Source organism: Sphaerisporangium rhizosphaerae, assembly GCF_042665155.1.
Classification (GTDB): Bacteria; Actinomycetota; Actinomycetes; order Streptosporangiales; family Streptosporangiaceae; genus Sphaerisporangium; species Sphaerisporangium rhizosphaerae.
Map to the genome: position 1 here is coordinate 37822 of NZ_JBHTCG010000004.1, position 24807 is coordinate 62628.

General features: G+C 73.2%; 16 protein-coding genes and 1 pseudogene. All 17 read left to right on the plus strand.

Annotated features, from left to right (window positions below; genetic code table 11):
- Positions 1-136 precede the first annotated feature (136 nt).
- Complete coding sequence (locus ACFQSB_RS07365) at positions 137-4024, plus strand: hypothetical protein (protein ID WP_380825114.1); 3888 nt, start codon at positions 137-139, stop codon at positions 4022-4024.
- Entirely contained in the window at positions 4021-6930 is a 2910-nt protein-coding gene (gene pglZ / locus ACFQSB_RS07370; RefSeq protein WP_380825116.1) for a BREX-2 system phosphatase PglZ, read from the plus strand. Before ACFQSB_RS07365 ends, pglZ begins: the two co-directional genes overlap by 4 nt.
- 8 nt (positions 6931-6938) lie before the next feature.
- Positions 6939-8273 carry a BREX system ATP-binding protein BrxD gene (gene brxD, locus ACFQSB_RS07375; protein ID WP_380825117.1) on the plus strand — a complete coding sequence of 445 codons (1335 nt, stop codon included), beginning with the start codon at positions 6939-6941 and terminating at the stop codon, positions 8271-8273.
- On the plus strand, positions 8270-10408 hold the full coding sequence (locus ACFQSB_RS07380) for a DEAD/DEAH box helicase (protein ID WP_380825118.1): 2139 nt from the start codon (positions 8270-8272) through the stop codon (positions 10406-10408). The genes brxD and ACFQSB_RS07380 overlap by 4 nt, the downstream gene beginning before the upstream one ends.
- Before the next feature lie 219 nt (positions 10409-10627).
- Positions 10628-11023 (plus strand): hypothetical protein, encoded by a 396-nt coding sequence (locus ACFQSB_RS07385; RefSeq protein WP_380825120.1) that lies wholly within the window; start codon positions 10628-10630, stop codon positions 11021-11023.
- 218 nt (positions 11024-11241) lie between these two features.
- Positions 11242-11550, plus strand: a complete 309-nt coding sequence (locus ACFQSB_RS07390; protein ID WP_354853543.1) for a PadR family transcriptional regulator — start codon at positions 11242-11244, stop codon at positions 11548-11550.
- Positions 11547-12734: a hypothetical protein gene (locus tag ACFQSB_RS07395; RefSeq protein WP_380825121.1), complete on the plus strand. Its 1188-nt coding sequence runs from the start codon at positions 11547-11549 to the stop codon at positions 12732-12734. The genes ACFQSB_RS07390 and ACFQSB_RS07395 overlap by 4 nt, the downstream gene beginning before the upstream one ends.
- A 244-nt stretch (positions 12735-12978) precedes the next feature.
- Positions 12979-13665, plus strand: coding sequence for a hemerythrin domain-containing protein (locus tag ACFQSB_RS07400; protein WP_380825123.1), 687 nt, complete (start codon positions 12979-12981; stop codon positions 13663-13665).
- 342 nt (positions 13666-14007) lie between these two features.
- A complete protein-coding gene (locus ACFQSB_RS07405) occupies positions 14008-15720 on the plus strand; it encodes a carbamoyltransferase family protein (RefSeq protein WP_380825124.1) in 1713 nt (570 codons plus the stop codon).
- A complete protein-coding gene (locus tag ACFQSB_RS07410; protein WP_380825125.1) occupies positions 15717-16832 on the plus strand; it encodes a glycosyltransferase family 2 protein in 1116 nt (371 codons plus the stop codon). The genes ACFQSB_RS07405 and ACFQSB_RS07410 overlap by 4 nt, the downstream gene beginning before the upstream one ends.
- A pseudogene (locus tag ACFQSB_RS07415) lies at positions 16829-17851 on the plus strand (glycosyltransferase family 9 protein); the annotation flags it as partial. The gene ACFQSB_RS07410 and the pseudogene ACFQSB_RS07415, both read left to right, overlap by 4 nt.
- 242 nt (positions 17852-18093) lie before the next feature.
- The gene (locus ACFQSB_RS07420; protein WP_380825128.1) at positions 18094-19317 is read left to right on the plus strand and encodes a glycosyltransferase; all 1224 of its coding nucleotides are present in this window, start codon (positions 18094-18096) and stop codon (positions 19315-19317) included.
- A 5-nt stretch (positions 19318-19322) separates the two neighbouring features.
- The gene (locus ACFQSB_RS07425) at positions 19323-20054 is read left to right on the plus strand and encodes a D-sedoheptulose-7-phosphate isomerase (protein ID WP_459117327.1); all 732 of its coding nucleotides are present in this window, start codon (positions 19323-19325) and stop codon (positions 20052-20054) included.
- A complete protein-coding gene (rfaE2, locus tag ACFQSB_RS07430) occupies positions 20051-21424 on the plus strand; it encodes a D-glycero-beta-D-manno-heptose 1-phosphate adenylyltransferase (RefSeq protein WP_380825129.1) in 1374 nt (457 codons plus the stop codon). The genes ACFQSB_RS07425 and rfaE2 overlap by 4 nt, the downstream gene beginning before the upstream one ends.
- A 220-nt stretch (positions 21425-21644) precedes the next feature.
- Positions 21645-22325, plus strand: coding sequence for an SDR family oxidoreductase (locus ACFQSB_RS07435; protein ID WP_380825131.1), 681 nt, complete (start codon positions 21645-21647; stop codon positions 22323-22325).
- Positions 22316-23521 (plus strand): glycosyltransferase family 9 protein, encoded by a 1206-nt coding sequence (locus ACFQSB_RS07440; RefSeq protein WP_380825132.1) that lies wholly within the window; start codon positions 22316-22318, stop codon positions 23519-23521. The genes ACFQSB_RS07435 and ACFQSB_RS07440 overlap by 10 nt, the downstream gene beginning before the upstream one ends.
- Positions 23518-24483, plus strand: coding sequence for a UDP-glucuronic acid decarboxylase family protein (locus ACFQSB_RS07445; RefSeq protein ID WP_380825133.1), 966 nt, complete (start codon positions 23518-23520; stop codon positions 24481-24483). Before ACFQSB_RS07440 ends, ACFQSB_RS07445 begins: the two co-directional genes overlap by 4 nt.
- Positions 24484-24807 lie beyond the last annotated feature (324 nt).

Consider the following 24807-nt stretch of genomic DNA (forward strand, 5'->3'; position numbering starts at 1 on the left):
TCGGCGAGCGGGCGGGACGTCGAATATTCGTGATACTTAGCTTCAATGAACCCGACAAAACACTCATTCGCTACTAAATCTCCCAGTGCAGCATTCCGGCCCCACTTCCATATGACGTGGCCGCACGGCTACCTTGATGAGCTCAACAATGTTCCTGCCGCAGGTCAAACAAGTGAGGGTCATGACGACGCCGGGCCAGCAGCCGTTACTCCGGGAGTTCATCGACATCCCCGAGGAGATGAGCGACAGCGATTTCGTGCTCAAGCTCGCCGAGGGAGTGACAGACGCCGAGTCGACACTTCGCGACTACGTCATCACCGACGACCTCGTCGCGAACTACGACCGGGCGCTCGGGCTGATCAAAGCGGCGGTGACCGGGAACGGCTCCAAAGCCGCATACCTGCACGGGTCGTTCGGCGCAGGAAAGTCGCACTTCATGGCGGTGCTGCACGCCCTGCTGCGCGGCGAGAAGGCCGCGCGCGAGCGCAAGGAGTTCGCCGGCCTGCTGGCCAGGCACGACTGGCTGGTCGGCAGGCGCTTCCTCCTTGTACCGTTCCATCTCCTGGACGCCAAGTCCCTGGAGCACCGCGTCCTCGGCCGGTACGTCGACTACGTCCGCGCCCTCGAACCAGGCTCGCCCATCCCGGCCGTCCACCGCACCGACGCCCTGCTCGAACAGGCGCGCCATCTCCGTGCCCAGATCGGCGACCAGGCGTTCATCCGCGGGCTCCCCGGCGGCGACGGGCCCGCGGAGCCCGACGAATGGGGCGACACAGCGGCGTTCTGGACGCCCGAGAAGCTCGACGCCGCGTTCGCCGGGTCCCACGCGGACGCCGCCGACGGCGACACCGACCACCCCGTCGCCCTCACCCCCGGAGACACGCTTCGGCGCCGCCTGGTGAACGACCTGCTGCAGACCTGGAACCGGGGCTTCTTCACCAACGCCAAAGAGGACGCCGAAGGGTACGTCTCCCTCGACCGCGGCCTGTGGGAGCTCAGCCGGCACGCCAAGGACCTCGGCTACGACGCCCTCATCCTCTTCCTCGACGAGCTCATCCTCTGGCTCGCCAACTCGGTGGGCGACTCCAAGTTCGTGGCCCGCGAGGTCCAGAAAATCACCAACTTCGTCGAATCGGGCGACGCGACCCGGCCTGTACCGGTGATCAGCCTCATCGCCCGCCAGCGCGACCTGCGCGAGCTGGTCGGCCAGGAGGTGATCGGCGCCGTCGAGCTGGGGTTCCAGGACACGCTGGACCTCGCCAAGGGACGTTTCGACACGATCACCTTGGAAGACCGCAACCTTCCAGAGATCACCCGGCAACGGCTGCTCACCCCCAAGGACTCCACGGCCGAGGCCGCGATCGCCCGTGCCTTCGACCAGACCGGGAAGGTGCGGCGCGAGGTGTGGGACACCCTGCTCGGCACCGGCGACGCGACCGGCGCCGACATCGAGGCGTTCCGCAAGACCTATCCGTTCAGCCCGGCCTTCATGGACACGCTGGTGCACATCTCCAGCGCCCTCCAACGCTCCCGCACCGCGCTGAAGCTCATGCGGCGCATCCTGATCCGCCGCCGCGACGACCTGCGCCTGGGCGAGCTGATCCCCCTCGGCGACCTTTACGACGTGATCGCCGAGGGCGGTGACGAGCCGTTCACGCAGAAGCTCAAGGTCGAGTTCGAGGCCGCGCAGAAGCTCTACGACACCAAGCTCCGCCCGCACCTGTTGTCCCGGTACGGAGACCTCACCGAAGAGGAGATCAGCCGGGTGCGGCGCGGTGAGGCGTCCGACGCGCGGCTGGTGGCCCGGGTCCGGGCCTTCACCGGCGACGACCGGCTGATCAAGACGCTGCTGTTGTCCGCGCTCGCGCCCACCGTCCCGGCGCTGCACAACCTCACCGCCGGCCGCCTGGCCGCGCTCAACCACGGCAGCGTCACCAGCCCCATCCCCGGAGGCGAGGTCGGACAGGTCGCCCGCAAGGTCGAAGAGTGGGCCGGCCAGTTCAACGAGATCAAGTTCACCAAGGGCGACGACCCGGGCGTCGGCCTGGAACTCGTCGGCATCGACGTCGACTCCATCCTGGAGAACGCCCGCAACGCGGGGGCCGACACCGCCGGCACCCGCAAGAACCTCGTCAGGAAGCTGCTCTACAAGGAACTGGGCGTCACCGAGACCGGTGAGTACGGCGGCGACCGGTACGACTTCGCCTGGCGCGGCAGCAGACGCTCGGTGGAGGTCGTCTTCGGCAACATCCGCGACCACGACGACCTGCGCGACGACGTCTTCCATCCGGCCGGCCCCGCGAGCTGGCGGCTCATCATCGACTACCCCTTCGACGAGGGTGACTACACCCCTGCCGACGACCGCAACCGCGTCCAGATGATGTTCGCGAAGGGCTTTCGCGACCGCACGCTCTGCTGGGTGCCCGCCTCGCTGTCCACCGAGCGCACCCAGGACCTGCGCAAGCTCGTGACCATCGAATACGCGCTGCACGGCCAGCGGTTCGAAGAACTCGCCAAGGACCTCGGCCCGACCGACCGGCACCGCGCGCGCCAGACGCTCAGCGGCCAGCGGGACGTCCTGCAGGGCAGGCTGACCGACACCCTGCGCCAGGCGTACGGGCTGACGATCAAGCAACAGGGCGACGTCGTCACCGGCTTCGACGATCATCTGCTGTCGCTGTCGGAGGAACTGCACCCGCGCCTGCCTTCGGGCGCCTCTCTGGCGGAGGCCATGCATCGGCTGGCCGGCCAGATGATGACCAGCCAGTTCCCCGCACATCCCGACTTCGACCCGGACGGTGCGGGCGCCACCGCCGTCGTCAAGCCGGGTGACGCCAGGCTGGTGCTCGACTACGTGCGCAAGGCCGTCGAGTCACCCGACGGCCGGGTGGAGGTCGACCGGCCGCACCGGGCCACCATGCGCCGCATCGCCAACCCTCTGCTGCTCGGCGAGATGCACGAGGCCGCCTTCGTCCTCGGCACCCACTGGCGGCGCCACATCCACCAATGCGTGGCTCAGGACGGCGTCGACGGCGACCTGAAGGTCCCCGCGCTGGCCGGCTGGATCAACGGCGCCGACGGCCGGCCCGACGCGCGCGGGATGGACCGGCTGGTCGTCCACCTGGTGATCGCCTGCTTCGCCGAGCAGACCGACCGGGCGTGGGTCCAGCACGGCGGCCCGGTCAACCCCGAGCTCACGCAGATCCGGGACGACATGGCCCTGCGCGAGCAGAAGCCCCCGAGCGAGGAGGTGTGGGAGGCCGCACGCCGGCGCGCGATGGACCTGTTCGGCCAGAACCCACCCGCCGCCCGCCGGGCACGGCTGGCCGGCCTGTTCGCCCGGGCGCTCTCCGACGACGCGCGCCGCTTCCGCGACGCCGCCCACCAGCTCGTCGCCGAGTTGGAGAACCACCATGACATGCTGGGCCTGCACCTGGAGGCGAAGGACGGCCGGCTGCGGACCGCGCGCCTGGCCGCCGACCTGCTCGACGGCCTCACCTCACAGCACGCCAAGCTGGAGATCATCGAGCGGCTCGCCACCGCCGACGTCGGCGAGGCGCCCGAGCGGGCGGGCACGAGCATCAAGAGCGCGGCGACGGTCGTGGCCGCGTTACGGGCCGCGCGCTGGGACAGCTTCGCGCTGATCGCCGACCTGCCCGAGCCGCATCGCACGCGGGCCGGGCTCATCCTCGGCGAGCTGCGGCAGGTCGCGTTGGCCGATGAGTTGACCCTCCCCCTGGTTCCGGCGCTGGCGAAGGCCGCCTCGGCCGCGTCCAGGCTGCTCCGCGACGCGGTGACACCACCTTCACGGCCACCGGCGACGGCGAAGGTCGTGTACCAGGGGCCGGTGTCCCTGCTGGAGGAGAGCCTGACGCGGCTGCTCGACGAGGCCCGGACGCTTCCCGCGCCCGACTCCGACCTGGAGCGTAAATTGTCCGATCTGCTGGCCCACGCGCGTGAGCTGGCCAAGGCCGACCCCCAGGCCGCCGTCGAGATCTCCATGCGATCGGTCCCCCGTTCGTGAGCACGATCCCCGCCCCGCCCCGGCCCCTGCCCGTCGCGACCGCCGCCCTGGAACAGGAGGTCGCCCGGCTGCTGCGCAAGTACGCCAAGAGCGACCAGCGGGCGTTGCTCATCCGAGCCGAGCCGGTGTGGGCCGGTCCTGAGGAGACCGTGCTGCACGGGCGGCCGGTCCGCATCGTGGCGGCCGTGTCGCCGCTGGCGGTGATCGAACAGGTCACCGTCCACCTGGAGCGCGATGACGACGCCGTGCTCGTCGTGCTCACCGACGCCGAAGAGAGCGCGCTCGGGGTCGGGCTGCTCAGCAGGGTGATCCGGCAGCGGGTCTTCGTGGTCGAGCCGTGGCTGCTCGTCGAGGAGAGCTTCGGCGCCCAGCAGACCGACCCGCGGCTCCTCGCCGAGAGCTGGGCTGCGGAGGCGCTGATCGACGCGATGCCGCCCGGAGGATGGCCACGGCTGGCCGGAGCGATGCTGACCCGGGAGACCGCGCTCAGACAGCTCGCCGCGCGTCGCCTGCGCCTGGAGCGGCTCGGCATCGGGGCCGACGAACTGAACGCCGGCGCTCTGCTGGTCTGGAGCACCGACCCTGCCGCGGTGGAAGCGTTCGGCGCTTTGCGTGACGGCGAACGGTCGGGCCTGCGCCGATGGCTGACGGAGATCGCCGGCAGCACGCCGGATGTCGTGTTCCGTCTGGCCGACGGCGGCCGGGCGGAGGACGCCTTGGCGCTCGGCGTCCTGTGCGGCGCGCTGTGGGCGCCGGCCGCGGAGCAGGTCGCACAGCGCTCGCAGGGAGGCGTGCTCGCCTACATCTCCGCCCTCACGTCCAGGCAGGCAGGGTCCCCGGCCACGGTCACGGACGCGACCATCCGCGCCTTCGCCTCCGACGCCGAGAACACCCTGACCCGCCTGTTGCGCGAGGGCGCTTCGGTCGGCGAGAGCCGCCTGGCCCAGGCCGTCCTCGACCGCGCGGAGGAACTCGTCGTGCAGTTCGGCGCACGACCGGCGGCCCGCCACAGCGATCTGCTGCCCTCCGGGTTCGAGGACCGCATCGACGAGGTCGCGGCCACGCTCAAGACCGCGATCAGGCAGCGGTCACCGGAGAGCCTGACCGACCTGGCCGGCGCCGTCGCCGAGCTGCGTGCCCACACGCTGGCCCCGGCGCAGGCCCATCGAGTGCGCCGAGCCGAGATGGCTCGGCGGCTCCTCCAGTGGCTGGTGCGCCCGTTCGACGCCGTGGCGCTGGTCAGCGGCGTGGGCACGGCCGTGCAGGCGCAGGTGGACGAGTGGGGATGGGTCGACCGCGCCCGCGACGACGTCTGGGTCGGCGAACCGCACAACGAAACGCTCAAGGAGGCGTACGAGAAGCTGCACGATCTCGTCCGCGACCGAGGGCGCGATCTGAACCGGGCGTTCGCCGCCAAGCTCGCCGCGTGGACCGCCACCGGTCCCGGCGATCTGCTCACCGTGGACGCCGTGCTGCCCCGGGTCGTCTCCCCGCTCGTCGCCCGCGGTGACGATCCGGAAGGGCTGCGGCCGGTGCTGTTCGTCGTCCTCGACGGGATGAGCACCGCGGTCGCCGCCGAACTGGCCGAGGAGCTCCGCCGGCAGCACTGGGAGGAGTACGACCCGCTGCCCGACGCCGGCCGGCCACGGCGGCGGGCGGTGGTCGCCGCGATCCCCACGGTCACCCGGGTGTCCCGGGCCAGCCTGTTCGCCGCGCGCCTCACCACCGGCGGCGCCGCCGATGAGCGCAAGGCGTTCGAGAACCACCCGTTCTGGCGGGGGCGCACGGTGAGGCTCTTCCACAAGGACAGCCTGGCGGGTGACGCCGGCCGTTCACTGGGCGACGAGCTGACCGCGGCGCTGGAGGACGCGTCGGTGCACGTGGGCGTGGTGCTGAACGCCATCGACGACAGCCTCGACAAAGGCAGGGGCCGGGTGGACGACGTGTGGGCGATCGCCGACATCGGCATCCTGCGCACCTTGCTGCACTATGCCCGTCTCCAAGGCAGGGCGGTCATCCTGACCAGCGACCACGGGCACGTGCTGGAACGCGACGGCACGCTTCGCGCCGACGCCGACGCCGGCTCCGCCCGTCACCGCGAGGCCGGACGCCCACCCGGCGAGGGAGAGGTGGAGCTGTCCGGTCCCCGGGTCGCGGGCGGCCGGCTCGTCGCCCTGTGGGATCCCTCGCTCCGCTACCTGCCCAGCAAGGCCGGGTACCACGGCGGGGCCTCCCTCGCCGAGGTGACCATCCCGCTGCTGGCCTTCCTGCCGCTGGGCTCCTCGGTGCCCGAGGGGTGGCGGGCGCTCCCCGACCAGCGTCCGGAATGGTGGTCGCTCGACGCCCGCCCGCCCGTCGCCGACGAGCCATCACCGGCACCGGCCAGGTCTCGGGCTAGGGGGAAGAAGCCGGTCGAGGCCGTCCCCCCGCCGACGTTGTTCGACGGAGAGACCGCGCCGGCGCTGTTCGACGCCGCGCCGCCGGCGCCGGCCGTCACGAACCCGAACGAGGTCCTGGTCACCGATCTGCTCGCGAGTGAGCTCTTCGCCGCCCAGCATCAGATGATGCCACGCAAGATCGCGAAGCCGAAGATCCAGTCGGTGCTGCTGGCACTGCTGGACGCGGGCGGCCCGCTGCCGCTGCCCGTCGTCGCCGACAGCGCCGGAGAGCACGCCGTGCGGGCCGCGGGCTTCGTGGCCACGCTGCAGCGCATGCTCAACGTCGACAACTATCCCGTGCTCTCGATCACCGACAACGGCCGGAGCGTACGCCTGGACCCGCACCTGTTGCGCGAGCAGTTCGGGCTACGGCCTGCCCCACGGCGACCTGGGCCGGGGGCCGGCTCCGCGGGCGCCCGGCCGTCCGGCTCGGACAGGGCGGACAAGACTCAAGGGCAGGGGCGATGATCTCCGGCGTGCCCGCGAGCGCGGCCCGACGGCGTGAGGTCCTCGACGCGCTCCGGCAGGGCGCGGTGCCGCAGGCGGGTCTCGATCTGCTGGCCGTCGGCCTCGACCGGTTCGAGCAGACCATCGGCGAGGAACTGGACGCGCTCGCGTCCGGCGCGTCGGTGTTCAAGGCGGTCAGAGGCGAATACGGCTCAGGGAAGACCTTCTTCACCCGCTGGCTGGCCGAAACGGCCAAGCGCAGAGGCATGGCGGTGGCGGAGATCCAGGTGTCGGAGAACGAGACGCCCCTGCATCGTCTGGAAACCGTGTACCGGCGGCTCACCGAGCGTCTCTGCACGGCCAGCTACCCGCCGAGCGCCCTGCGGCCCATCGCCGACGCCTGGTTCTACGTGCTGGAGGAGGACGCGCTCGCCGCGGGAGCCGAGCCCGCGACCCTCGGGCAGGCCGTCGCCACGTTGCTGGAAGAGCGCCTGAGCGAGGTGAGCCGATCCGCGCCGACCTTCGCGGCGGCGCTGCGCGGCTACCGTGAGGCGTCCACCACCGGAGACCCGACGACCGCGGAGGCCATCATGGCCTGGCTCGGCGGGCAGCCGAACGTGGCTGCCGCCGCCCGGCGCGCCGCCGGTGTGCGGGGTGACCTCGACCACTTCGGCGCCCTCGGGTTCCTCCAAGGGCTGCTGACCGTGCTACGCGACTCCGGCCATCCCGGCCTGGTGCTCGTCCTGGACGAGGTCGAAACCCTGCAACGGGTGCGCTCGGACGCGCGTGACAAGGCGCTCAACTCGCTTCGCCAGCTCATCGACGAAATCCACTCAGGCCGCTTCCCCGGGCTTTACCTGCTGATCACCGGAACACCGGCCTTCTTCGAGGGGCCGCAGGGTGTGCAGCGTCTCGCGCCGCTCGCGCAGCGGCTGGCCACCGACTTTCTTCCCGACCCGCGGTTCGACAACCCCCGGGCCATCCAGATCCGCTTGCCGGGCTTCACCCTCGCCTCGCTGACCGAGCTGGGCGGCAAGGTCAGAGACCTCTACGCGAACGGGTCGGCGTCGTCCCAGCGCGTCACCTCGATGGTCGATGACGCCTACATCACCGAACTCGCTCGGGAGGTGAGCGGAGAGCTGGGCGAACTGGTCGGCGTCGCGCCACGGCTGTTCCTGCGCAAGCTGGTCGACGTCATGGACCGGGTCGACCAGTTCGAGGACTTCGTCCCCCGCGAGCACTACCGGCTCACGTTCGCCCCCGCCGAGCTGACGGCGGTGGAGCGCAACGCCACGACCCGACGACGGGGTGGCGCCGCGGACGCACCGCTGAACTCGGCGGACGCCGTGGAACTCGAACTGTGAGCGACCTGGAGCTTCTGCACCCGACGCTGGCCCACCACATCGTCAACACGCTGGGCTGGCCGTCCCTGCGCCCCCTGCAGCGGCAGGCCCTGCGCCCACTCACCTCTGGAGAGGATGCCGTTCTCCTCGCGCCGACCGCCGGCGGTAAGACAGAGGCCGCGATGTTCCCCCTGCTGTCGGCCATGGCGCATCGCCGCTGGACCGGCGTCTCGATCGTCTACGTGTGCCCGATCAAGGCACTGCTGAACAACCTGCTCCCCCGGCTCGAACGGTACGCCGGATGGCTGGGGCGTCGCGTCGCCCTCTGGCACGGCGACGTCGGCTCCGCCGCGCGTGCCGCGATCCTGCGCGATCCGCCCGACATCCTGCTCACGACGCCGGAATCCCTGGAGTCGATGCTGGTCAGCACGAAGGTGGAGCACAATGTCTTCTTCGCCGGGATCAGGGTCGTCGTCGTGGACGAGATCCATGCTTTCGCCGGAGACGACCGCGGCTGGCACCTCCTCTGCGTGCTCGAACGACTGACCCGGGTGGCAGGGCGGCCGATCCAGCGGGTGGGCCTGTCCGCGACCGTGGGCAACCCCGCCGATCTCCTCACCTGGCTGCAGGGGTCGAGCCGGGGCGCACGGGCGGCGCGGATCATCGCCCCCGACTCGTCCCCACCACCTGAAGGATCACTGGACCGGACACCGGACCAGCCACCCCCGGGTGACATCGAACTGGACTATGTGGGATCGACCGCCAACGCGGCCAAAGTCGTCGCCGGCCTGCACCGCGGCGAGAAACGGCTGGTCTTCTGCGACTCCCGCCGGCTCGTCGAGGAGTTGGGCGCACGCCTGCGCGCCCTGGGCGTGACCACCTTCCTCTCGCACGCCTCACTGTCGGCCGAGGAACGACGACGGGCCGAGCGTGCCTTCAGCGAAGAGCGAGACTGCGTGATCGTCGCCACCTCGACCCTGGAACTGGGCATCGACGTCGGAGACCTCGACCGCGTGATCCAGATCAACGCGCCCGGTACGGTGGCCTCGTTCCTTCAGCGCGTCGGCCGCACCGGACGGCGGCCCGGCTCCACCCGCAACTGCCTGTTCCTCGCCCTCGACCCGGGAGGGCTCGTCCAGGCCGCCGGGCTCCTGCTCCTTTGGGGCCGGCACTGGGTCGAACCGGTCATGCCTCCGCCCGAACCGCGGCACATCGTCGCGCAGCAGCTTCTCGCGCTGTGCCTGCAAGAGCACCGGGTCGGCGACCACGTATGGCCGGAATGGTGGCCCGGCCTCCCCCCGTTCGGCCCCGCGGCAACGCCGATCTTGAAGCATCTCGTCTCCGCCGGGTATCTCGACACGGAGGACGGGATGCTGTTCATCGGCCCTGCCGCCGAGGCGGCCTTCGGGCGGCGTCACTTCATGGAACTCACCACGGTCTTCACAGCCGCGCCGCAGTTCACCGTCCTGCACGGCCGCGCGGAGATCGGCCGTACCGACCCGTCGCTGCTCACCGATCGCCAGGAGGGTCCCCGCCTGCTCCTGCTGGCGGGCCGGAGCTGGCGGGTGACCTGGGTCGACTGGAAACGCCGTCGATGCCATGTCGAAGAGGCCGAGCACGGGGGGAAGGCCCGCTGGCAGTCGGGGATCCGCTCTCAGCCCGGGTCCTTCCAGCTCACCCAGGCCATGCGTGAGGTGCTCCTGGGCGCCGATCCCCCGGTACGGCTCACCCGGCGCGCCCGCGAGAACCTGTCCCTCGCCCGGGACGCGCACATCGACGTCGTCCACCCCGGCGGTACGGTGATCGTCCGTGAGGATGACGTCCGGTGGTGGACCTGGGCCGGATATCGCGCCAACATGACGCTGCGGAGCACGCTCGCATCGATCACCGACCCCAAACAGCAGGTCACCGATGCCTGGCTGCGCCTCCGCACCGATGTGACCCCCCAGATCTGGGCGGAGGCGGTACGCGATGCCGCCGACTCGTTGTGCCTGCCCGAACCCGATGCCAAGGCGGTGGCGGGACTGAAGTTCAACGCCGCTCTGCCCTCACGCCTGGCCGAGCGCACACTGGCCACCAGACTGGCGGATTTCAGCGGAGCCGCTGCCGTGCTCGCCCGGCCACAGCGCTTTGTGACGACGGCAGCCGACCGATGAAGCCGGTGCCCCATGCGGGCACCGCTCGAGGTCAACCTCGGCATCTCGTCTCCGCCGGTGCCTCGACACCAGGACGCGGTGCCGTTCATCGCCCCGGTCAACGACGCCTTCGGGGGCGTTGCAAGGCGATTGCAAGCGGCGCGCCGTTCACTGGGGGAGGCGGGGCGGTGTGGGTGAACGCGTGCCGTCCGTTCGCAGGGGACGTCAGAGGAGGCACTCATGACCACGTCCGAACATCCCGTACCGTCCGCGTCGTCCGTGCGGCGCGCACTCGACGGGCGGATGCCGCCCTGGTGGCTGGGGCTGCTGCTGGTCCCGGTGGACGTCTACCTGGCCATCAGCCTGGGTGAGAAGCACGGCCTGGCGGTCGGCGTCCTCGCGGCGGTGGTGTACGGGGCGCTGACGTTCGTCCCGCTGTTCTTCGAGGAGGTCACCGCGTGGTCGAAGGCCCATCCGGTGCTCGACGGCCTGGTGCTGGTCCCGCTGATCTTTCTGGCGCTGGCGTACCTGACCCCGCTGTCGCTCGCGATGTGCGCGGCGGTCACCGCCGCCTGCGGCCTGCCATGGCCCGTCGTCGTCACCGTCCTGCGGCGACGGCGCCGCCGGACCGGATGACCACCGCCACGGCGGCGACGCCGGGCCGGACGCCACATGGGCAGTGTCCGGGCGGGATGCCACGAAGCAGTGCCGGGCTGGACGTCGGGAAGGCGGTGTCCGGGCCGGATGCCGTGAAGGTGGTGCCGGGCCGATCAGTACTGCGGAGGTGTGAAGGCCGCGTGTCCACATCCGGTCACGCCCTTGCCGAATAAGTCTATATAGGTAGAGTTACCCGGGTGATCCGAGCCCGACGTCCTTCCCCGCAGACCGTCGCCGTGCTGTCCGCCCTCGCCGCCGACCCGTCCGAGTGGCGGTACGGCTATGAGCTGGGACGGCAGGTCGGCCTCAAGGCCGGTTCCCTCTACCCCATCCTCATGCGGCTGTCCGACCGGGGGATGCTGGAGACGGCATGGGAGTCCGACCCCCCAGCGGGCCGTCCGCCCAGGCATCTGTACCGCCTGACCGGCGCCGGGCTGGAGATGGCCAGGGCCGCGGCCGAGGCGCCGGCGAGCCGCGTCAGCGGCGAACTGCGGAGCGCGTGGTGAACCGGCGGCCGTCCCGGGACGCGGCGGGACGCCTGCTCGCGTTCGCCGTGTGGCTGCTGCCCGCGACGCGGCGGGAGTGGGGTGCCGCCATGCGGGGCGAACTGGAGCAGGTCGACGGCGGTGGGGCGCGCCTGCGCTTCGCGCTCGGCTGCGTCCGGGCCGCCCTGGTCCAGCCTTCGGCGCAGCGCGCTCTGGGCCATCTGGGAGGCACGGCGGCCGCGGTGGCCGCGGTGCTGGCGGCCGGCATCGTCTACCCCGGCGCCCGGGTGCTCGTCGTCACGCTGACGCTGGTTCTCGCCGCGCTGGCCTGGCTGGGCGGCAGGCCGGGCCTGTTCGGGCCGGTGGCGAGCTCGCCGACGGCGCGGGTGATCCGAACCGCCGGTTACGCCGTGGCGGTGGCGTACCTGCTGGTCGCCGTCAGGGACCTTCGGGGCCCGCAGTACCTGCGGCCCGAGCTGCACATCCCGCTCAGCATGATCATGCTGGTCCTCTATACCGCCGTGATGCTGGCGGCCACCGCCCGCGGGTCGGCCGCGCGGCCGGCGGCGCTCGCGTACGGGACGGCGGCGGGTGTGGTCGCCGGGGCGGCGGGCTTCGCGCTCATCCCCTTCGAACGCGTCATGCCGCCGCTGGCCGACGCCTTGCCAGGGCAGGATCTCTGGCCGGCGTTGACGCTCGTGGGCGCCCTGGCGGCGGCGATGTTCGCGGTCGCCCGGCGCACCGGTGACACCGCGCAGGTGTTCATGGCCGTGCTCTGCGCCGGCGCCGTCGGGTGCGCGGTCGTGACCGTCCTCGGCGACGCGGCGTGGCTGCTGTTCCCTGAGCGGATGCCGAACATCGTTCCGCTCAACGCGGGCTCGCCGCAGGTGCGGCAGGCGCTGAGCCGCATGGAGGCGGGCGACGAATACGTCGCGGCCATCGTGTGGGGCAGCCTGCTCGCCGGGGTGCTGGCGACGATGATCCGCCCGGTGGTACGGAGACGGACGGCGGTGCTGCGGACGCTGACCTTCGCCGGCGCCGCGCTCACCAGCCTCGCCGCGACCGCCGGCGAGCAGACGGGCGCCGTCCTCAGCGCCCTGACGGCCACCGTCCTGGGAATCCTCACCTTGACCACCGCACCGAGGCGGGAGGGAACCCGGCCGTCGTGGCAGCGGGCCGGGCTCCGCGGGGACGTCGAGACGTGAAGCAAGCGCATCCGCCTCGTATGGCGAGCGGGTCACCGGGTCCCCGCCGTAGGACGGCGCCGGCATGGCCCGGGTGGAGAGCGGCGCCCGGTGAACGTATGCGGTCACCGCACTTGTGGGTAACTTTTTCGTCATATCCCCCTGTTAATGTCGATTGAAATTTCAAGCACTGCCGTAGCCGGCGCGCCTGTGGACCGCCTCGGTACGCGTGGCCCACCGGCTACGGGGAAGTCCGGGGGAACAGGTGACATCCGTCGAAGGCCCGATGGCCGACGTCCGTGACATGTACATGGCGCACATCTCGCTGCGCCGCGAGTTCGGTCTCGCGCCCGCCCTCGTGCGTGGCGTCACGGCGGGCGACAAGGCCAGATGCGAGACGGTCAGCGACCATCTCGGCCTTCTCTGCACCATTCTTCACGCGCACCATGGTGGAGAGGACGCGCTGCTGTGGCCGAAGCTGCTGGAGCGCGGGAGCACGGAGGTCGCCCCGGTCGTGCACCGGATGGAGAGCCAGCACGAGGTGATCGACCGGACGAACGAAGAGGTCATGGCGGGGCTGACCGCCTGGCGCCGCGAGGCTTCCGCGCACGACCGCGAGGTGCTGGCAAGCGCCCTCGACCGGCTCGACGCCGCGCTGGTCGAGCACATGGCGCTGGAGGAGAAGCACATCCTCCCCCTGGCCGAGAAGTACGTCACGGCCTCCGAATGGCAGGAGCTCGGCAAGCACAGCATGGAGGATCTGCCGAAGAAGCGGCTCCCGCTGGCCTTCGGCATGGCCATGTACGAGGGGGACCCGCAGGTCATCAAGAACGTTCTCGCCGAGGCTCCCCTGGTGGCGCGACTGCTGATGCCGATCATGGCCCCGCGGGCGTACGCGTCGCACGCGAAGCGGGTGTACGGCACCACCACGCCCGCCCGCAGCCAGGGCTGACCGGCACAGGACGCCCGGCGGCCGGGGCGGTCGCGGTCGCCGGTCGGAACAGCGCGCCGACACATGCTGGGACGTCTGCATCCGCCATGGAGAATGCCGTAGCCACATGCGCGTCGAGGGTGATCGACGGGGTGGTGGAAACGTTTCCCCGAGCCGCCAGGTGACGCCCTCCGAGGCCGGTCGCGACGCCGCCCGCCCGTAGCGACAAAAGCCCGATTCTCGCTACACATAGTGACAAAGCTCAAGATTCACACCTTTCTACCTCGACGTATGCGCAAAGGCGCGTTTGAGAGCCGCTTCGCTCGGTAACCAGACCACTCGCGGCCCTACGGAGGTATGCCGATGCGGTTTCTGGGGATCAACGCCATATTTCATGATCCGGCAGCGGCCTTGGTCGTGGACGGAGAGGTCGTCGCGGCGGCGGAGGAAGAACGGTTCAGCCGCCGCAAACATGGCAAACGTCCCGTGCCCTTCTCGGCCTGGGAGCTCCCCGAGCAGGCCGCCGCGTGGTGCCTGAGCCAGGCGGGCCTGCGCCCCGAGGACCTGGACGGCGTCGCCTACTCCTACGATCCCGAGCTCGTGCGCCTGGACCAGCAGTCGCCCGCCGGATTCGGCCCGCCGGCCGCGGCTCCCGGGCTCGCCTGGGACGCGGCGATGCCGCCCGACCCGACGGCCGAGGTCTGCTGGGAGGGCCTGCGCACCACCTACGCGCGCCGCGCTCCGGCGTTCCTGGCCACCGCGCTGCCCGGTCTGGACACCGCGCAGGTGCGGTTCGTCCCGCATCACGTCGCGCACGCCGCCTCGGCCGGGTTGGCCGCGCCCTATCGTGATTCGGCGGTGCTGGTGTGCGACGGGCGGGGTGAGGCGGTGTCGCACCTGGCCGGCCACTACCGCGGCGGCGACCTGGCCGTCCTGGCCGCCCAGCAGCTCCCCCACTCGCTCGGGTTGATGTACGAGGAGGTCACCGAGCATCTGGGGTTCCTGCGGTCGAGTGATGAGTACAAGGTGATGGCGCTGGCCTCCTACGGTGAGCCGCGTCATCTGGGTGAGCTGCGCGAGCGCGTCTACACCACCGGGGACGGGGGGTTCCGGGTGGAGGCGGTGGACTGGGGCCAGTACGCCAAGGCGCTGCGGCGGGGCGAGTCGTGGACCGCCGACCATGCCGATCTGGCGGCCAGTGTGCAGGCGCGGCTGGAGGAGGTGCTGCTGGAGCTGGCCCGGTGGCTGCACGAGCGGACCGGCGAGCGGTACCTGACCATGGCCGGCGGGGTGGCGCTGAACTGCGTGGCCAACACCCGGCTGCTGACCGAGGGCCCGTTCCAGGACATCTGGGTCCAGCCCGCCGCCGGGGACTCCGGCACCGCGCTCGGCGGCGCGCTGCACCTGGCACACCTGCACGGCGACGCCGTCGTCCCGATGACGGGCACCGACCTCGGCCGCGAGTGGACCGACGACGAGCTCGCGGCCTGGCTGACCTCCGCGGGAGTGCCCTATACGCGGCCCGAGGACCTCGGCGACGCGGTGGCCGCCGAGCTGGCCGCCGACCGCATCGTGGCCTGGTTCCAGGGCCGCTCGGAGTACGGCCCGCGCGCCCTCGGCCGCCGCTCACTGCTCGCCCACCCAGGACGACCCGGCAACACCGAGCGGCTGAATGCCGTCAAAGGCCGCGAACAGTTCCGCCCCATCGCCCCCATGGTCCTCGCCGACCGCGCCCACGAGATCTTCGAGCGCGGACCGCTGCCCAGCCCTTACATGCTGTTCGTCCACGACGTGCGCCCCGAATGGCGCGACCGCATCCCCGCCGTCGTCCACGTGGACGGCACGGCACGGGTGCAGACCGTGGACCACGGCGCCGAGCCGTTGCTCGCGCGCCTGCTGGAGGCGTTCCAGGCCCGCACCGGACTGCCCGTCGTGGTCAACACCAGCCTGAACACCGCCGGCCGTCCCATCGTGGACGACCCGCGCGACGCGCTGGAGTGCTTCGGCTCCGCCCCGGTCGACGTACTCGCCATCGGCCCCTACCTGGTGCGCCGTGGGGAGGTGCTCCGCTCATGATCACCGTCGTGATCCCCACCATCGGCCGGCGGAGCCTGCGGCGGGTCCTCGACGCGCTGGACGCGGACGTGCCGACCATCGTGGTGGACGACCGGCCGCGCTTCTCCCCGGCGCTCAAGGTGCCCGGCCACGTCCAGGTGCTGCGCACCGGCGGGCGCGGGCCCGCCGCCGCGAGGAACGCGGGCTGGCGGGCGGCCACCACGCCGTGGGTCGCCTTCCTGGACGACGACGTCGTGCCGCGCCCCGGCTGGCGCGACGCGCTCGCCGCCGACCTGGCCGACCTTCCCGGCGACGTCGCCGGCTCGCAGGGACGCCTGCGCGTCGACCTGCCGAGCGGACGGCGGCCCACCGACGCCGAGCGCAACACCGCCGCGCTCGCCGGAGCCGCCTGGGCGACGGCCGACATGGCCTACCGCAGGTCGGCGCTCGACCGCGTCGGCGGCTTCGACGAACGCTTCCCGCACGCCTACCGCGAGGACGCCGACATCGCGCTGCGGCTGCTCAAGGCCGGGTACGGGCTCGCCAAAGGCCGGCGCGTCACCCTGCACCCCGTGCGCGACGACGGGTTCTGGGCCAGCGTCCGCGCCCAGCGCGGCAACGCCGACGACGCGCTGATGCGGCGGTTGCACGGGGCGGGCTGGCGGGCGGCCGTCGACGACGTCCCCGGCCGCCTCGCCCTGCACGCGCTGACCACCGCTCTCGGCCTGCTGGCGTGCGCCCTGATGGCGACCGGCGGCCGCGGGACGCGCGGCGGCTCCCGCGCCCACCACAGCCTCCCCGCACTCGGCTCCGGCGCCCACCACGCCCTGTCTGCGTTCGGCTCTGGCGCCCACCACACCCCGTATGCGTTCGGCTCTGGCGCCCACCACGGCCCGTCCGCGCTCGGCTCCGGCGCCCACAGCCCGTCCGCGTTCGCCTCTCGCCGCCTGGCCACGCTCGGCTCCGCGGCCGGGCTGGCCTGGCTCGCGCTGACCGCCGAGTTCGCCTGGACGCGGCTCGCGCCCGGCCCCCGTACCCCCGAGGAGGTGCTGCGCATGGCCGTGACCAGCGTGATCATCCCTCCGGTCGCCTGCGTGCACCGCCTGCGCGGCGAACTGCGGGCGCGCCGGTGAACGGGCCCGGCACCGTGCTCGTGGCGCGGCTGGACAACGCCGGGGACGTGCTGCTGGCCGGCCCCGCCATCCGTGCGATCGCGGCCTCGGCCCGCGAGGTCGTGCTGCTCACCGGCCCGAACGGCGGCGCCGCCGCCCAGCTCCTGCCGGGAGTGCACCGGGTGCTGGAATGGCGGGCGCCGTGGATCGATCCCGAGCCGCTGCCGCTGAGCCGCTCGCACGTGGACCGGCTGACCTCCCTGGTGGAGAAGGCCGCACCGGAGATGGCCGTCGTGCTGACCTCCTTCCACCAGTCGTCGCTGCCGCTCGCGCTGCTGCTCCGTCTGGCGGGCGTGCCGCGCATCGCCGCGATCAGCGAGGACTACCCCGGGTCGCTGCTCGACGTGCGGCACATCGTGGACGAGACCGTGGACGTGCCCGAGGCCGAACGCATGCTCGGCCTCGTCCGGGCCGCCGGGTTCGAGCTGCCCCCCGGCGACGACGGAGCGCTCGCGGTACGCCGGCCGCTGCCCTCGGTGCACCAGTTCACCGGACCGCCCGGGTACGTGGTCGTCCACCCGGGGACCTCGGCGCCCGCGCGGGCCTGGCCCGCCGAGCACCACGCCCGGACGGTGCGCGACCTGGTCCTCGCCGGAGTGCGGGTGGTCGTGACCGGCGATCCGGACGAGCAGGCGCTCACCGCGCAGGTCGCCGGCGCCTACGGCAGCGACCTCGGCGGCGTGACGACCTTCCCCGAGCTCGCGGCCGTGCTCGCCGGGGCCTCGGCGGCCGTGGTGGCCAACACCGGGCCCGCCCACCTGGCGGCGGCCGTCGGCACCCCGGTGGTCAGCCTGTTCGCCCCGGTCGTGCCGGCCGCGCGCTGGGCGCCGTACCGCGTGCCGGTCGTCCTGCTCGGCGACCAGAACGCGCCGTGCCGTGGCAGCCGGGCGCGCGCGTGCCCGGTCGCCGGGCACCCGTGCCTGTCGTCGGTGACCAGCGAGCAGGTCGTCGGCACGGTGCTCGCCCTCGTCGCCGCCCAGGGAGACGGCGCGGGGCGAGGCGGCGCAGGGCAGGGCGGGGCCATCCTGCCGCTCCGGACGGTCCCGCCGGAGGCTCACAGCTCGAAGGCTCAGCGCCCGAAATCTCACCGCCCGGAAGCTCACCGCCCCGAGGCTCACGGCCCGAAGGCTCACCGCCCGGAATCTCACCGCCCGGAGGTCCCCGGGTCGGACGATCCCGGTCTCGGCGACGGCGGCCCGGGCGGCGTCCCCGAGGGGGCGCGATGAGGATCGCCCTGGTGTCCGAGCACGCCAACCCGCTCGCCGCCGTGGGAGGCGTCGACGCGGGCGGCCAGAACGTCCACGTCGCCGGCCTGGCCGCGGCCCTGGCCGGGCTCGGCCACGAGGTCACCGTGTACACCCGGCGCGTCGCCGGGCACGAACCTCTCACGGTGACGATGTCCCCGGGGGTGACGGTCGAGCACGTGCCCGCCGGGCCGCCCGAGCCGCTCCCCAAGGACGAGCTGCTACCGCACATGCCCGCCTTCGCCGCCCATCTCGCGCGGCGCTGGCGGGCCGCGCGGCCGGACGTCGCGCACGCGCACTTCTGGATGAGCGGGCTGGCGGCCCTGACGGCGGCCGAGAAGCTCCGCGTCCCGGTCGTCCAGACCTTCCACGCCCTCGGCACGGTCAAACGGCGCTGGCAGGGCGCGGCCGACACCAGCCCTCCCAGCCGCCTCGCCGTCGAGCGCGACATCGGACGGCGGGCCGCCGCCGTCGTCGCCACCTGCACCGACGAGGTCAGCGAGCTGGCGGCGATGGACGTGCCGGTCGAGCGGGTCACGGTCGTCCCCTGCGGCGTGGACCTCGCGCTGTTCCACCCCGACGCGCCGCTGCAGCACCCGGCCGACGCGGACGGGCGCCGTCCGCGACTGGACGGGGTCGCGCGGATCCTCAGCATCGGCCGGCTGGTCCCGCGCAAAGGGGTCGAGACGATCATCGAGGCGCTGGCGCACGTGCCCGGGGCGCATCTCACCATCGCGGGCGGCGACCCCGGCGACGAGGAGTCGACGCGACTGTCCCGGCTGGTCGCAGCGTCCGGGCTGTCCGGCCGGGTCCGGCTGATCGGCAGCGTCGCCCGCGCGGACGTCCCCGCCCTCATGAGATCGGCGCTCGCCGTGGTCACCGTGCCGTGGTACGAGCCGTTCGGCATGGTGCCGGTGGAGGCCATGGCCTGCGGGGTTCCCGTGGTCGCCTCGGCGGTCGGCGGCCACCTGGACACGGTGTCCGGGTGCGGCGCGCTCGTGCCGCCACGCCGGCCCCGCGCGCTGGCCGGAGTGCTGCGCGACCTGCTCGCCCGGCCCGACGTGCGGGCCTCGATGGCCGACGCCGGCGTGCGCCGCGCCCGGTCCAGATACGGCTGGCCACGGGTGGCGGCGCAGACCGAGTCGGTGTACCGCAGCCTGATCGGCGACCGCCTGGACCGGCTCGCCGCGGCGGGAGGTTGACAGCCATGCACCCGCACTTCTCCCGGCTGAGCGCCGCGCTGTCGGCGGTGGACGCCGACACCCCGAGGGTCCGCGCCTGGGGCCGCACGCTGGCCGCGGTGCTGGCCGGCGGCGGCAGGCTGCTGGCCTGCGGAAACGGCGGCTCGGCGGCCGAGGCGCAGCACCTGACGGCCGAGCTGGTCGGCCGCTTCCGCACCGACAGGCGCCCGTACGCGGCGATCCCGCTGCACGCCGACACCTCCTCCGCCACGGCGATCGCCAACGACTTCGGCGCCGAGGAGGTGTACGCCCGGCAGGTGCGCGCGCACGGCCGCGCCGGGGACGTCCTGCTGTGCCTGTCGACCAGCGGGACCAGCCAGAACGTGCTCGCCGCCGCCGAGGCCGCCCGGGAGTGCGGGCTCATCACCTGGGCCCTGACCGGGCGCGCCCCGAACCCCCTGGCCGCGCGCTGCGACGGGACGGTGGCGGTGCCCTCGCAGGACTGCGCGACCGTCCAGGAGGTCCACCTCGCGGTGATCCACCTGCTCTGCGACGCGTTCGACGCCTCGCTGCGGGACGAGCACACCTCCGCCGACCGGGCTTCCTCCACACCGCTCAACAGACAGAACGGGCAAGACAGGAAGGTCCCGCCGGACGAGCGGAACCGGCGGAACGTGCAGGGCCGGCGGGACCAGCGGGACCAGCGGGACGGTCGGGGACGGACGGTTCGCGGAACGGGTGAGAGGGGACGCGGATGAGGGGAGGCCCGATCGTCGTCGTCGGCGACTCGCTGCTCGACGTGGACATCGAGGGCGACGCCGAACGGCTCTGCCCCGACGCGCCGGTCCCGGTGGTCCGCGGGCGCACCGAGCACCGCCGTCCCGGAGGCGCCGGACTCGCCGCGCTGCTCGCCGCCCGCGAGGGCGCGGAGGTGGTGCTGGTCACCGCGCTCGGCGAGGACGCCTCCGGGGAGCGCCTGAGCGCCCTGCTCGCCGGATTCGCCGAGGTCGTGCGCCTGCCGCTGCGCGGGACGACGTCCCGCAAGACGCGGATCCGCGCCCGCGGCCAGACGCTGCTGCGGGTCGACACCGGGGACGGCCGGGCCTGGCGCGGCCCCGAGGGCGACCGGGCGGCCCGGGCGCTGCGCGGCGCGGGCGCGGTGCTGGTGTCCGACTACGGGCGCGGCGCCGCCGACACCGTGCGCGATCTGCTCAACCGCCGCACCGCGCCGCTCGTCTGGGACCCGCACCCCGCGGGCTTCCCGCCGGTGCCCGGCTGCGCGCTGGTCACGCCGAGCGAGCCCGAGGCCGCGGTGCTGTACGGGCGGCCGTGCACCGGTGTCGAGCAGGCCGCCCGCCACCTGGTCCGCGAGCTGCACGCCGAGGCGGTCGCCGTCACGCGCGGCGCGGAGGGAGCCGTCCTGTGCACCCGCGCCGGCCGGACGCTGCGGGTGCCGCCGCCCATGCCGATCACGGGCGGCGACACGTGCGGCGCCGGCGACCGCTTCGCCGCCTCGGCGGCGCTGGCGCTGCGCGACGGCGCGTCGGTGCAGGAGGCGGTGACGATGGCGGTCACAGAGGCGACCCGGTTCGTCGCCGCCGGCGGCGCCGCGGCCATCCGCCTGCCGGCGCCGGCGCGGGCCGACCGGACGCGCGCGGCGCTGGACGACCGGCCCCGCACGGCGTTCGAGCTGGCGGCCATGGTGCGCGCGACGGGCGGGCGGCTGATCGCCACGGGCGGCTGTTTCGACCTGCTGCACGCGGGCCACGTCAGCCTGCTACGGCAGGCCAGGGCGCTCGGCGACGCGCTGATCGTGTGCGTCAACTCCGACGAGTCCGTCCGCCGCCTCAAGGGGGCGGGCCGGCCGGTCGTCGCCGAGCGCGACCGGGTGGAGATCCTGCGTGCCCTCGGCTGCGTCGACGCGGTGGTGGTGTTCGAGCAGGAAACCCCGTGCCTGCTCATCGACCGGCTGCGGCCGGAGGTGTGGGTCAAGGGCGGCGACTACACCGGGCAGGAGCTCCCCGAGGCCCAAGCGGTGCGGCAGGCCGGAGGCGAGGTCGTCGTCCTGCCCACGGTGCCCGGCCACTCCACCACCGGGCTCATCGCCGCCGCCCAGGAGGTGGTGTAAGCGGTACCCCGGTACCGGTACCGACATACCGACATACCGACATCCGGCACCCGCACACCAGCGGCACCCGGCGCCGGGCACTCAGCACCAGGCACTCAGCACCAGGCACTTGGCATCAGGCACCTGGCACCTGGCACCTGGCACCTGGCACCTGGCACCTGGCACACCGACGTCCCCGGCGCACGACCGGCCCCCCGTTCTGCAGCGAGGAGAAGCGAACATGGTGGGGAACATCCTGATCACCGGCGGAGCGTCCGGCCTGGGGAAGGCCACGGCCGACGCGGTCGCCAAGGCGGGCGGGCGGCCGCTGGTGATCGACGTCGGCGTGCCCGAGAACGGCGTCGACCACGTCCTGGCCGACGTCGCCGACCGCGACCGGGTCCATGCCGCCGTGACCGAGCTGGCCGAGCGGGCGGGCGGCCTGGACGGAGTGGTGACGGCCGCCGGCATCGACCGGTGCGGCCCGCTGGCGCAGGTCCCCCCCGCCGAGTGGGAGCGGGTGATCGGCGTCAACCTGCTCGGCACCGCCTCGGTGGTGCGCGCCGCCCTGCCGTACCTGGAGCGCTCGGCGGGCCGCGTCGTCACCTGCGCCTCGACGCTCGGCCTGCGGGCGGTGGGGGACGCGACGGCGTACTGCGCCGCCAAGTTCGGCGTCGTCGGCTTCACCCGGGCGCTGGCCGCCGAGCTGGCCGGCCGGGTCGGCGTCACGCTGCTGGTGCCGGGTGGCATGCGCACGCGCTTCTTCGACGGCAGGGAAGAGCGGTACCGTCCCGGCCCGGACGCCCGGCTCAACCAGCCCGAGGACGTGGCCGCCGCCGTGGTGTTCGCGCTCGGCCAGCCTCCCGGATGCGAGCTGCGCGAGCTGGTGGTCTGCCCGTCGACCGAGCCGTCATGGCCGTGAACCGCACGCCCCGCCCGGCCTCCGATGAGCGTCCCGCCCGCACGACGTCCAGCGAGCGGCCCCCTTGCGGGGTGTCCGGCGAACGCCCCGCCCCGTCGGCGCCCGGTGGGCACCCCGCGTCCGGCGAGTGGCCCGTACTGCTGGTCCTGCGCGCGCTGGGACTCGGCGACCTGCTCACCGCGGTTCCCGCGCTGCGCGGGCTGCGGCGGGCCTACCCCGGGCACCGCCTCGTCCTGGCGGCGCCCGCCGCGCTGGCCGGCCTGGTGCCGCTGATCGGCGCCGTGGACGAGCTGCTGGACGTCCCGGGACCGGCGCCGGTGCCGCTGTGCCGTCCGGACGTCGCGGTGAACCTGCACGGGCGCGGGCCCGAGAGCACCGCCGCGCTGTTCCGCACCCGTCCCGGACGGCTGCTCACCCACGCTCACCTGGAGTTTCCCTGTTTGGAGGGCCCGCCGTGGCGGCAGAGCATGCACGAGGTGGACCGGTGGTGCGCGCTGCTGCGCTGGTACGGCATCGCCGCCGACCCGGCCGACCTCCTGCTCGACCCGGACGCCCTCCAGGGCCGGCCGGACCGCCCCGCTGAGGACCTCGACGGGCCCGTAGCCGACCTGGATGGGTCCGGAGAGAACCCCGACGGGCTTGGGGCGGGTTTCGATGGCCTAGGGGCGGACCTCGACGAACTCGGGGCGGATGCCTCGGAGGCCGGGGCGTGGGGCGGGGTGGTGGTGCATCCGGGCGCGGCGTCGGGGGCGCGGCGCTGGCCGGCGGAGCGGTTCGCCGAGGTCGCCGCGGCGCTCGAACGCGCCGGGCACCACGTGGTCGTCACCGGGACCGCCGCCGAACACCCCCTCGCCGTCCGCGTCGGCACGCTGGCCGGCCTTCCCGCCGGACGCGTCCTGGCCGGCCACACGGACCTGCGCGGCCTCGCGCGGCTGGTCGCCGGAGCGCGGATGGTCGTGTGCGGGGACACCGGCGTCGCGCATCTGGCGACGGCCTTCGCGACGCCGTCGGTGGTGCTGTTCGGCCCGGTGGCGCCCGCGCAGTGGGGCCCGCCGCCCACCGGCCGTCATGTCGCGCTGTGGGCGGGACGGCACGGGGACCCGCACGGGAGCCGGCCCGATCCCGGCCTGGCGGAGATCGGCGTCGGTGCCGTGCTCGACGCCGTCGCGGACCTGCTGGAGGTGAGCGTGCGATGAGAGCACACCGGGTCGTCGTGACCGGGGGCGCGGGGTTCCTCGGCTCCCACCTGTGCGAGCGGCTGGTGGCCGAGGGCGCAACGGTCATCTGCATGGACAACTTCCTCACCGGGTCTCCCGCCAACGTGGACCACCTGATCGGCCGGCCGAGGTTCCGCCTGGTCGAGTGCGACCTGACCGGCTACGTCCACGTGCCGGGCGAGGTGGACCTGGTGCTGCACTTCGCCTCGGCGGCGTCCCCGACCGACTACCTGCGCCACCCGATCGCCACGCTGAAGGTGGGCAGCCTCGGCACCCTGCACGCCCTCGGCCTCGCCCGGGAGAAGGGCGCCCGGTTCGTGCTGGCCTCCACCAGCGAGGTGTACGGCGACCCTCTGGAACACCCGCAACGCGAGACGTACTGGGGCAACGTCAACCCGGTCGGCCCGCGCAGCGTGTACGACGAGGCCAAACGCTTCGCCGAGTCGCTCACCACGGCCTACCGCCAGTCCCACGGCGTGGACACCGCCATCGTGCGCATCTTCAACACCTACGGCCCCCGCATGCGGCCCCACGACGGCCGCGCCATCCCCACTTTTGTCCGCCAGGCCCTCCACGGCGAGCCGATCACGGTCACCGGGGACGGGAGCCAGACGCGGTCGATCTGCTACGTGGACGACACCGTGGACGGCGTCCTCACCCTGGCCGACAGCGACTTCGCCGGACCGGTCAACATCGGCAACCCCTCCGAGATGTCCATGCTCCGGCTCGCCACGACGATCAGGGACCTGACCGGCTCGTCCTCGCCGATCACGTTCGTCGACCGGCCCGTGGACGACCCTGCCGTGCGCCGCCCGGACACCTCCCTCGCCGTCTCCAGGCTCGGCTGGCGCCCGACGGTGGACGCGATCACCGGCCTGCGCCGCACCATCGCCTGGTTCGAGCGCGAACTGTTGCAAGCCACCAGCCGACCGGCGTCCTGAACGCGGACCTGGCGCCCGCGTCCTGAACGACGAGCCGGCAACCGGTGGGGTGGCCGACGACCCTCGTAGGGCGGGCGCCGCCGTCTCGTGGAAGTTTCAGCCCGCCCCGCCCGGGCGGCGATGTCGCCGGAGCGGATCGGCTCAGGTGAGCGCGGCCGTCCGCGCCAGGCCCTCTCGGCACCGTGGCGGGGACCGGCGAGCGGCGATGGCGCGGCGCGTCCGGCTCGGCTTAGTTTCGAGCGAATCAGTCGCGACGGAAGGTCAGGCCTCGCGGGTATGTCGACGCGCCGGCCATCGAATCGTTTCAACGCACGGTTCGGTGCC

Bases quoted from the DNA above. Each gene is read 5' to 3' on its own strand.
- ACFQSB_RS07440 (WP_380825132.1), top strand. From the start codon at position 22,316: ATGGCCGTGAACCGCACGCCCCGCCCGGCCTCCGATGAGCGTCCCGCC.
- ACFQSB_RS07410 (WP_380825125.1), top strand. From the start codon at position 15,717: ATGATCACCGTCGTGATCCCCACCATCGGCCGGCGGAGCCTGCGGCGG.
- rfaE2 (WP_380825129.1), top strand. From the start codon at position 20,051: ATGAGGGGAGGCCCGATCGTCGTCGTCGGCGACTCGCTGCTCGACGTG.
- ACFQSB_RS07435 (WP_380825131.1), top strand. From the start codon at position 21,645: ATGGTGGGGAACATCCTGATCACCGGCGGAGCGTCCGGCCTGGGGAAG.
- ACFQSB_RS07445 (WP_380825133.1), top strand. From the start codon at position 23,518: ATGAGAGCACACCGGGTCGTCGTGACCGGGGGCGCGGGGTTCCTCGGC.
- ACFQSB_RS07385 (WP_380825120.1), top strand. From the start codon at position 10,628: ATGACCACGTCCGAACATCCCGTACCGTCCGCGTCGTCCGTGCGGCGC.
- ACFQSB_RS07425 (WP_459117327.1), top strand. From the start codon at position 19,323: ATGCACCCGCACTTCTCCCGGCTGAGCGCCGCGCTGTCGGCGGTGGAC.
- ACFQSB_RS07420 (WP_380825128.1), top strand. From the start codon at position 18,094: ATGAGGATCGCCCTGGTGTCCGAGCACGCCAACCCGCTCGCCGCCGTG.
- ACFQSB_RS07365 (WP_380825114.1), top strand. From the start codon at position 137: ATGAGCTCAACAATGTTCCTGCCGCAGGTCAAACAAGTGAGGGTCATG.
- ACFQSB_RS07405 (WP_380825124.1), top strand. From the start codon at position 14,008: ATGCGGTTTCTGGGGATCAACGCCATATTTCATGATCCGGCAGCGGCC.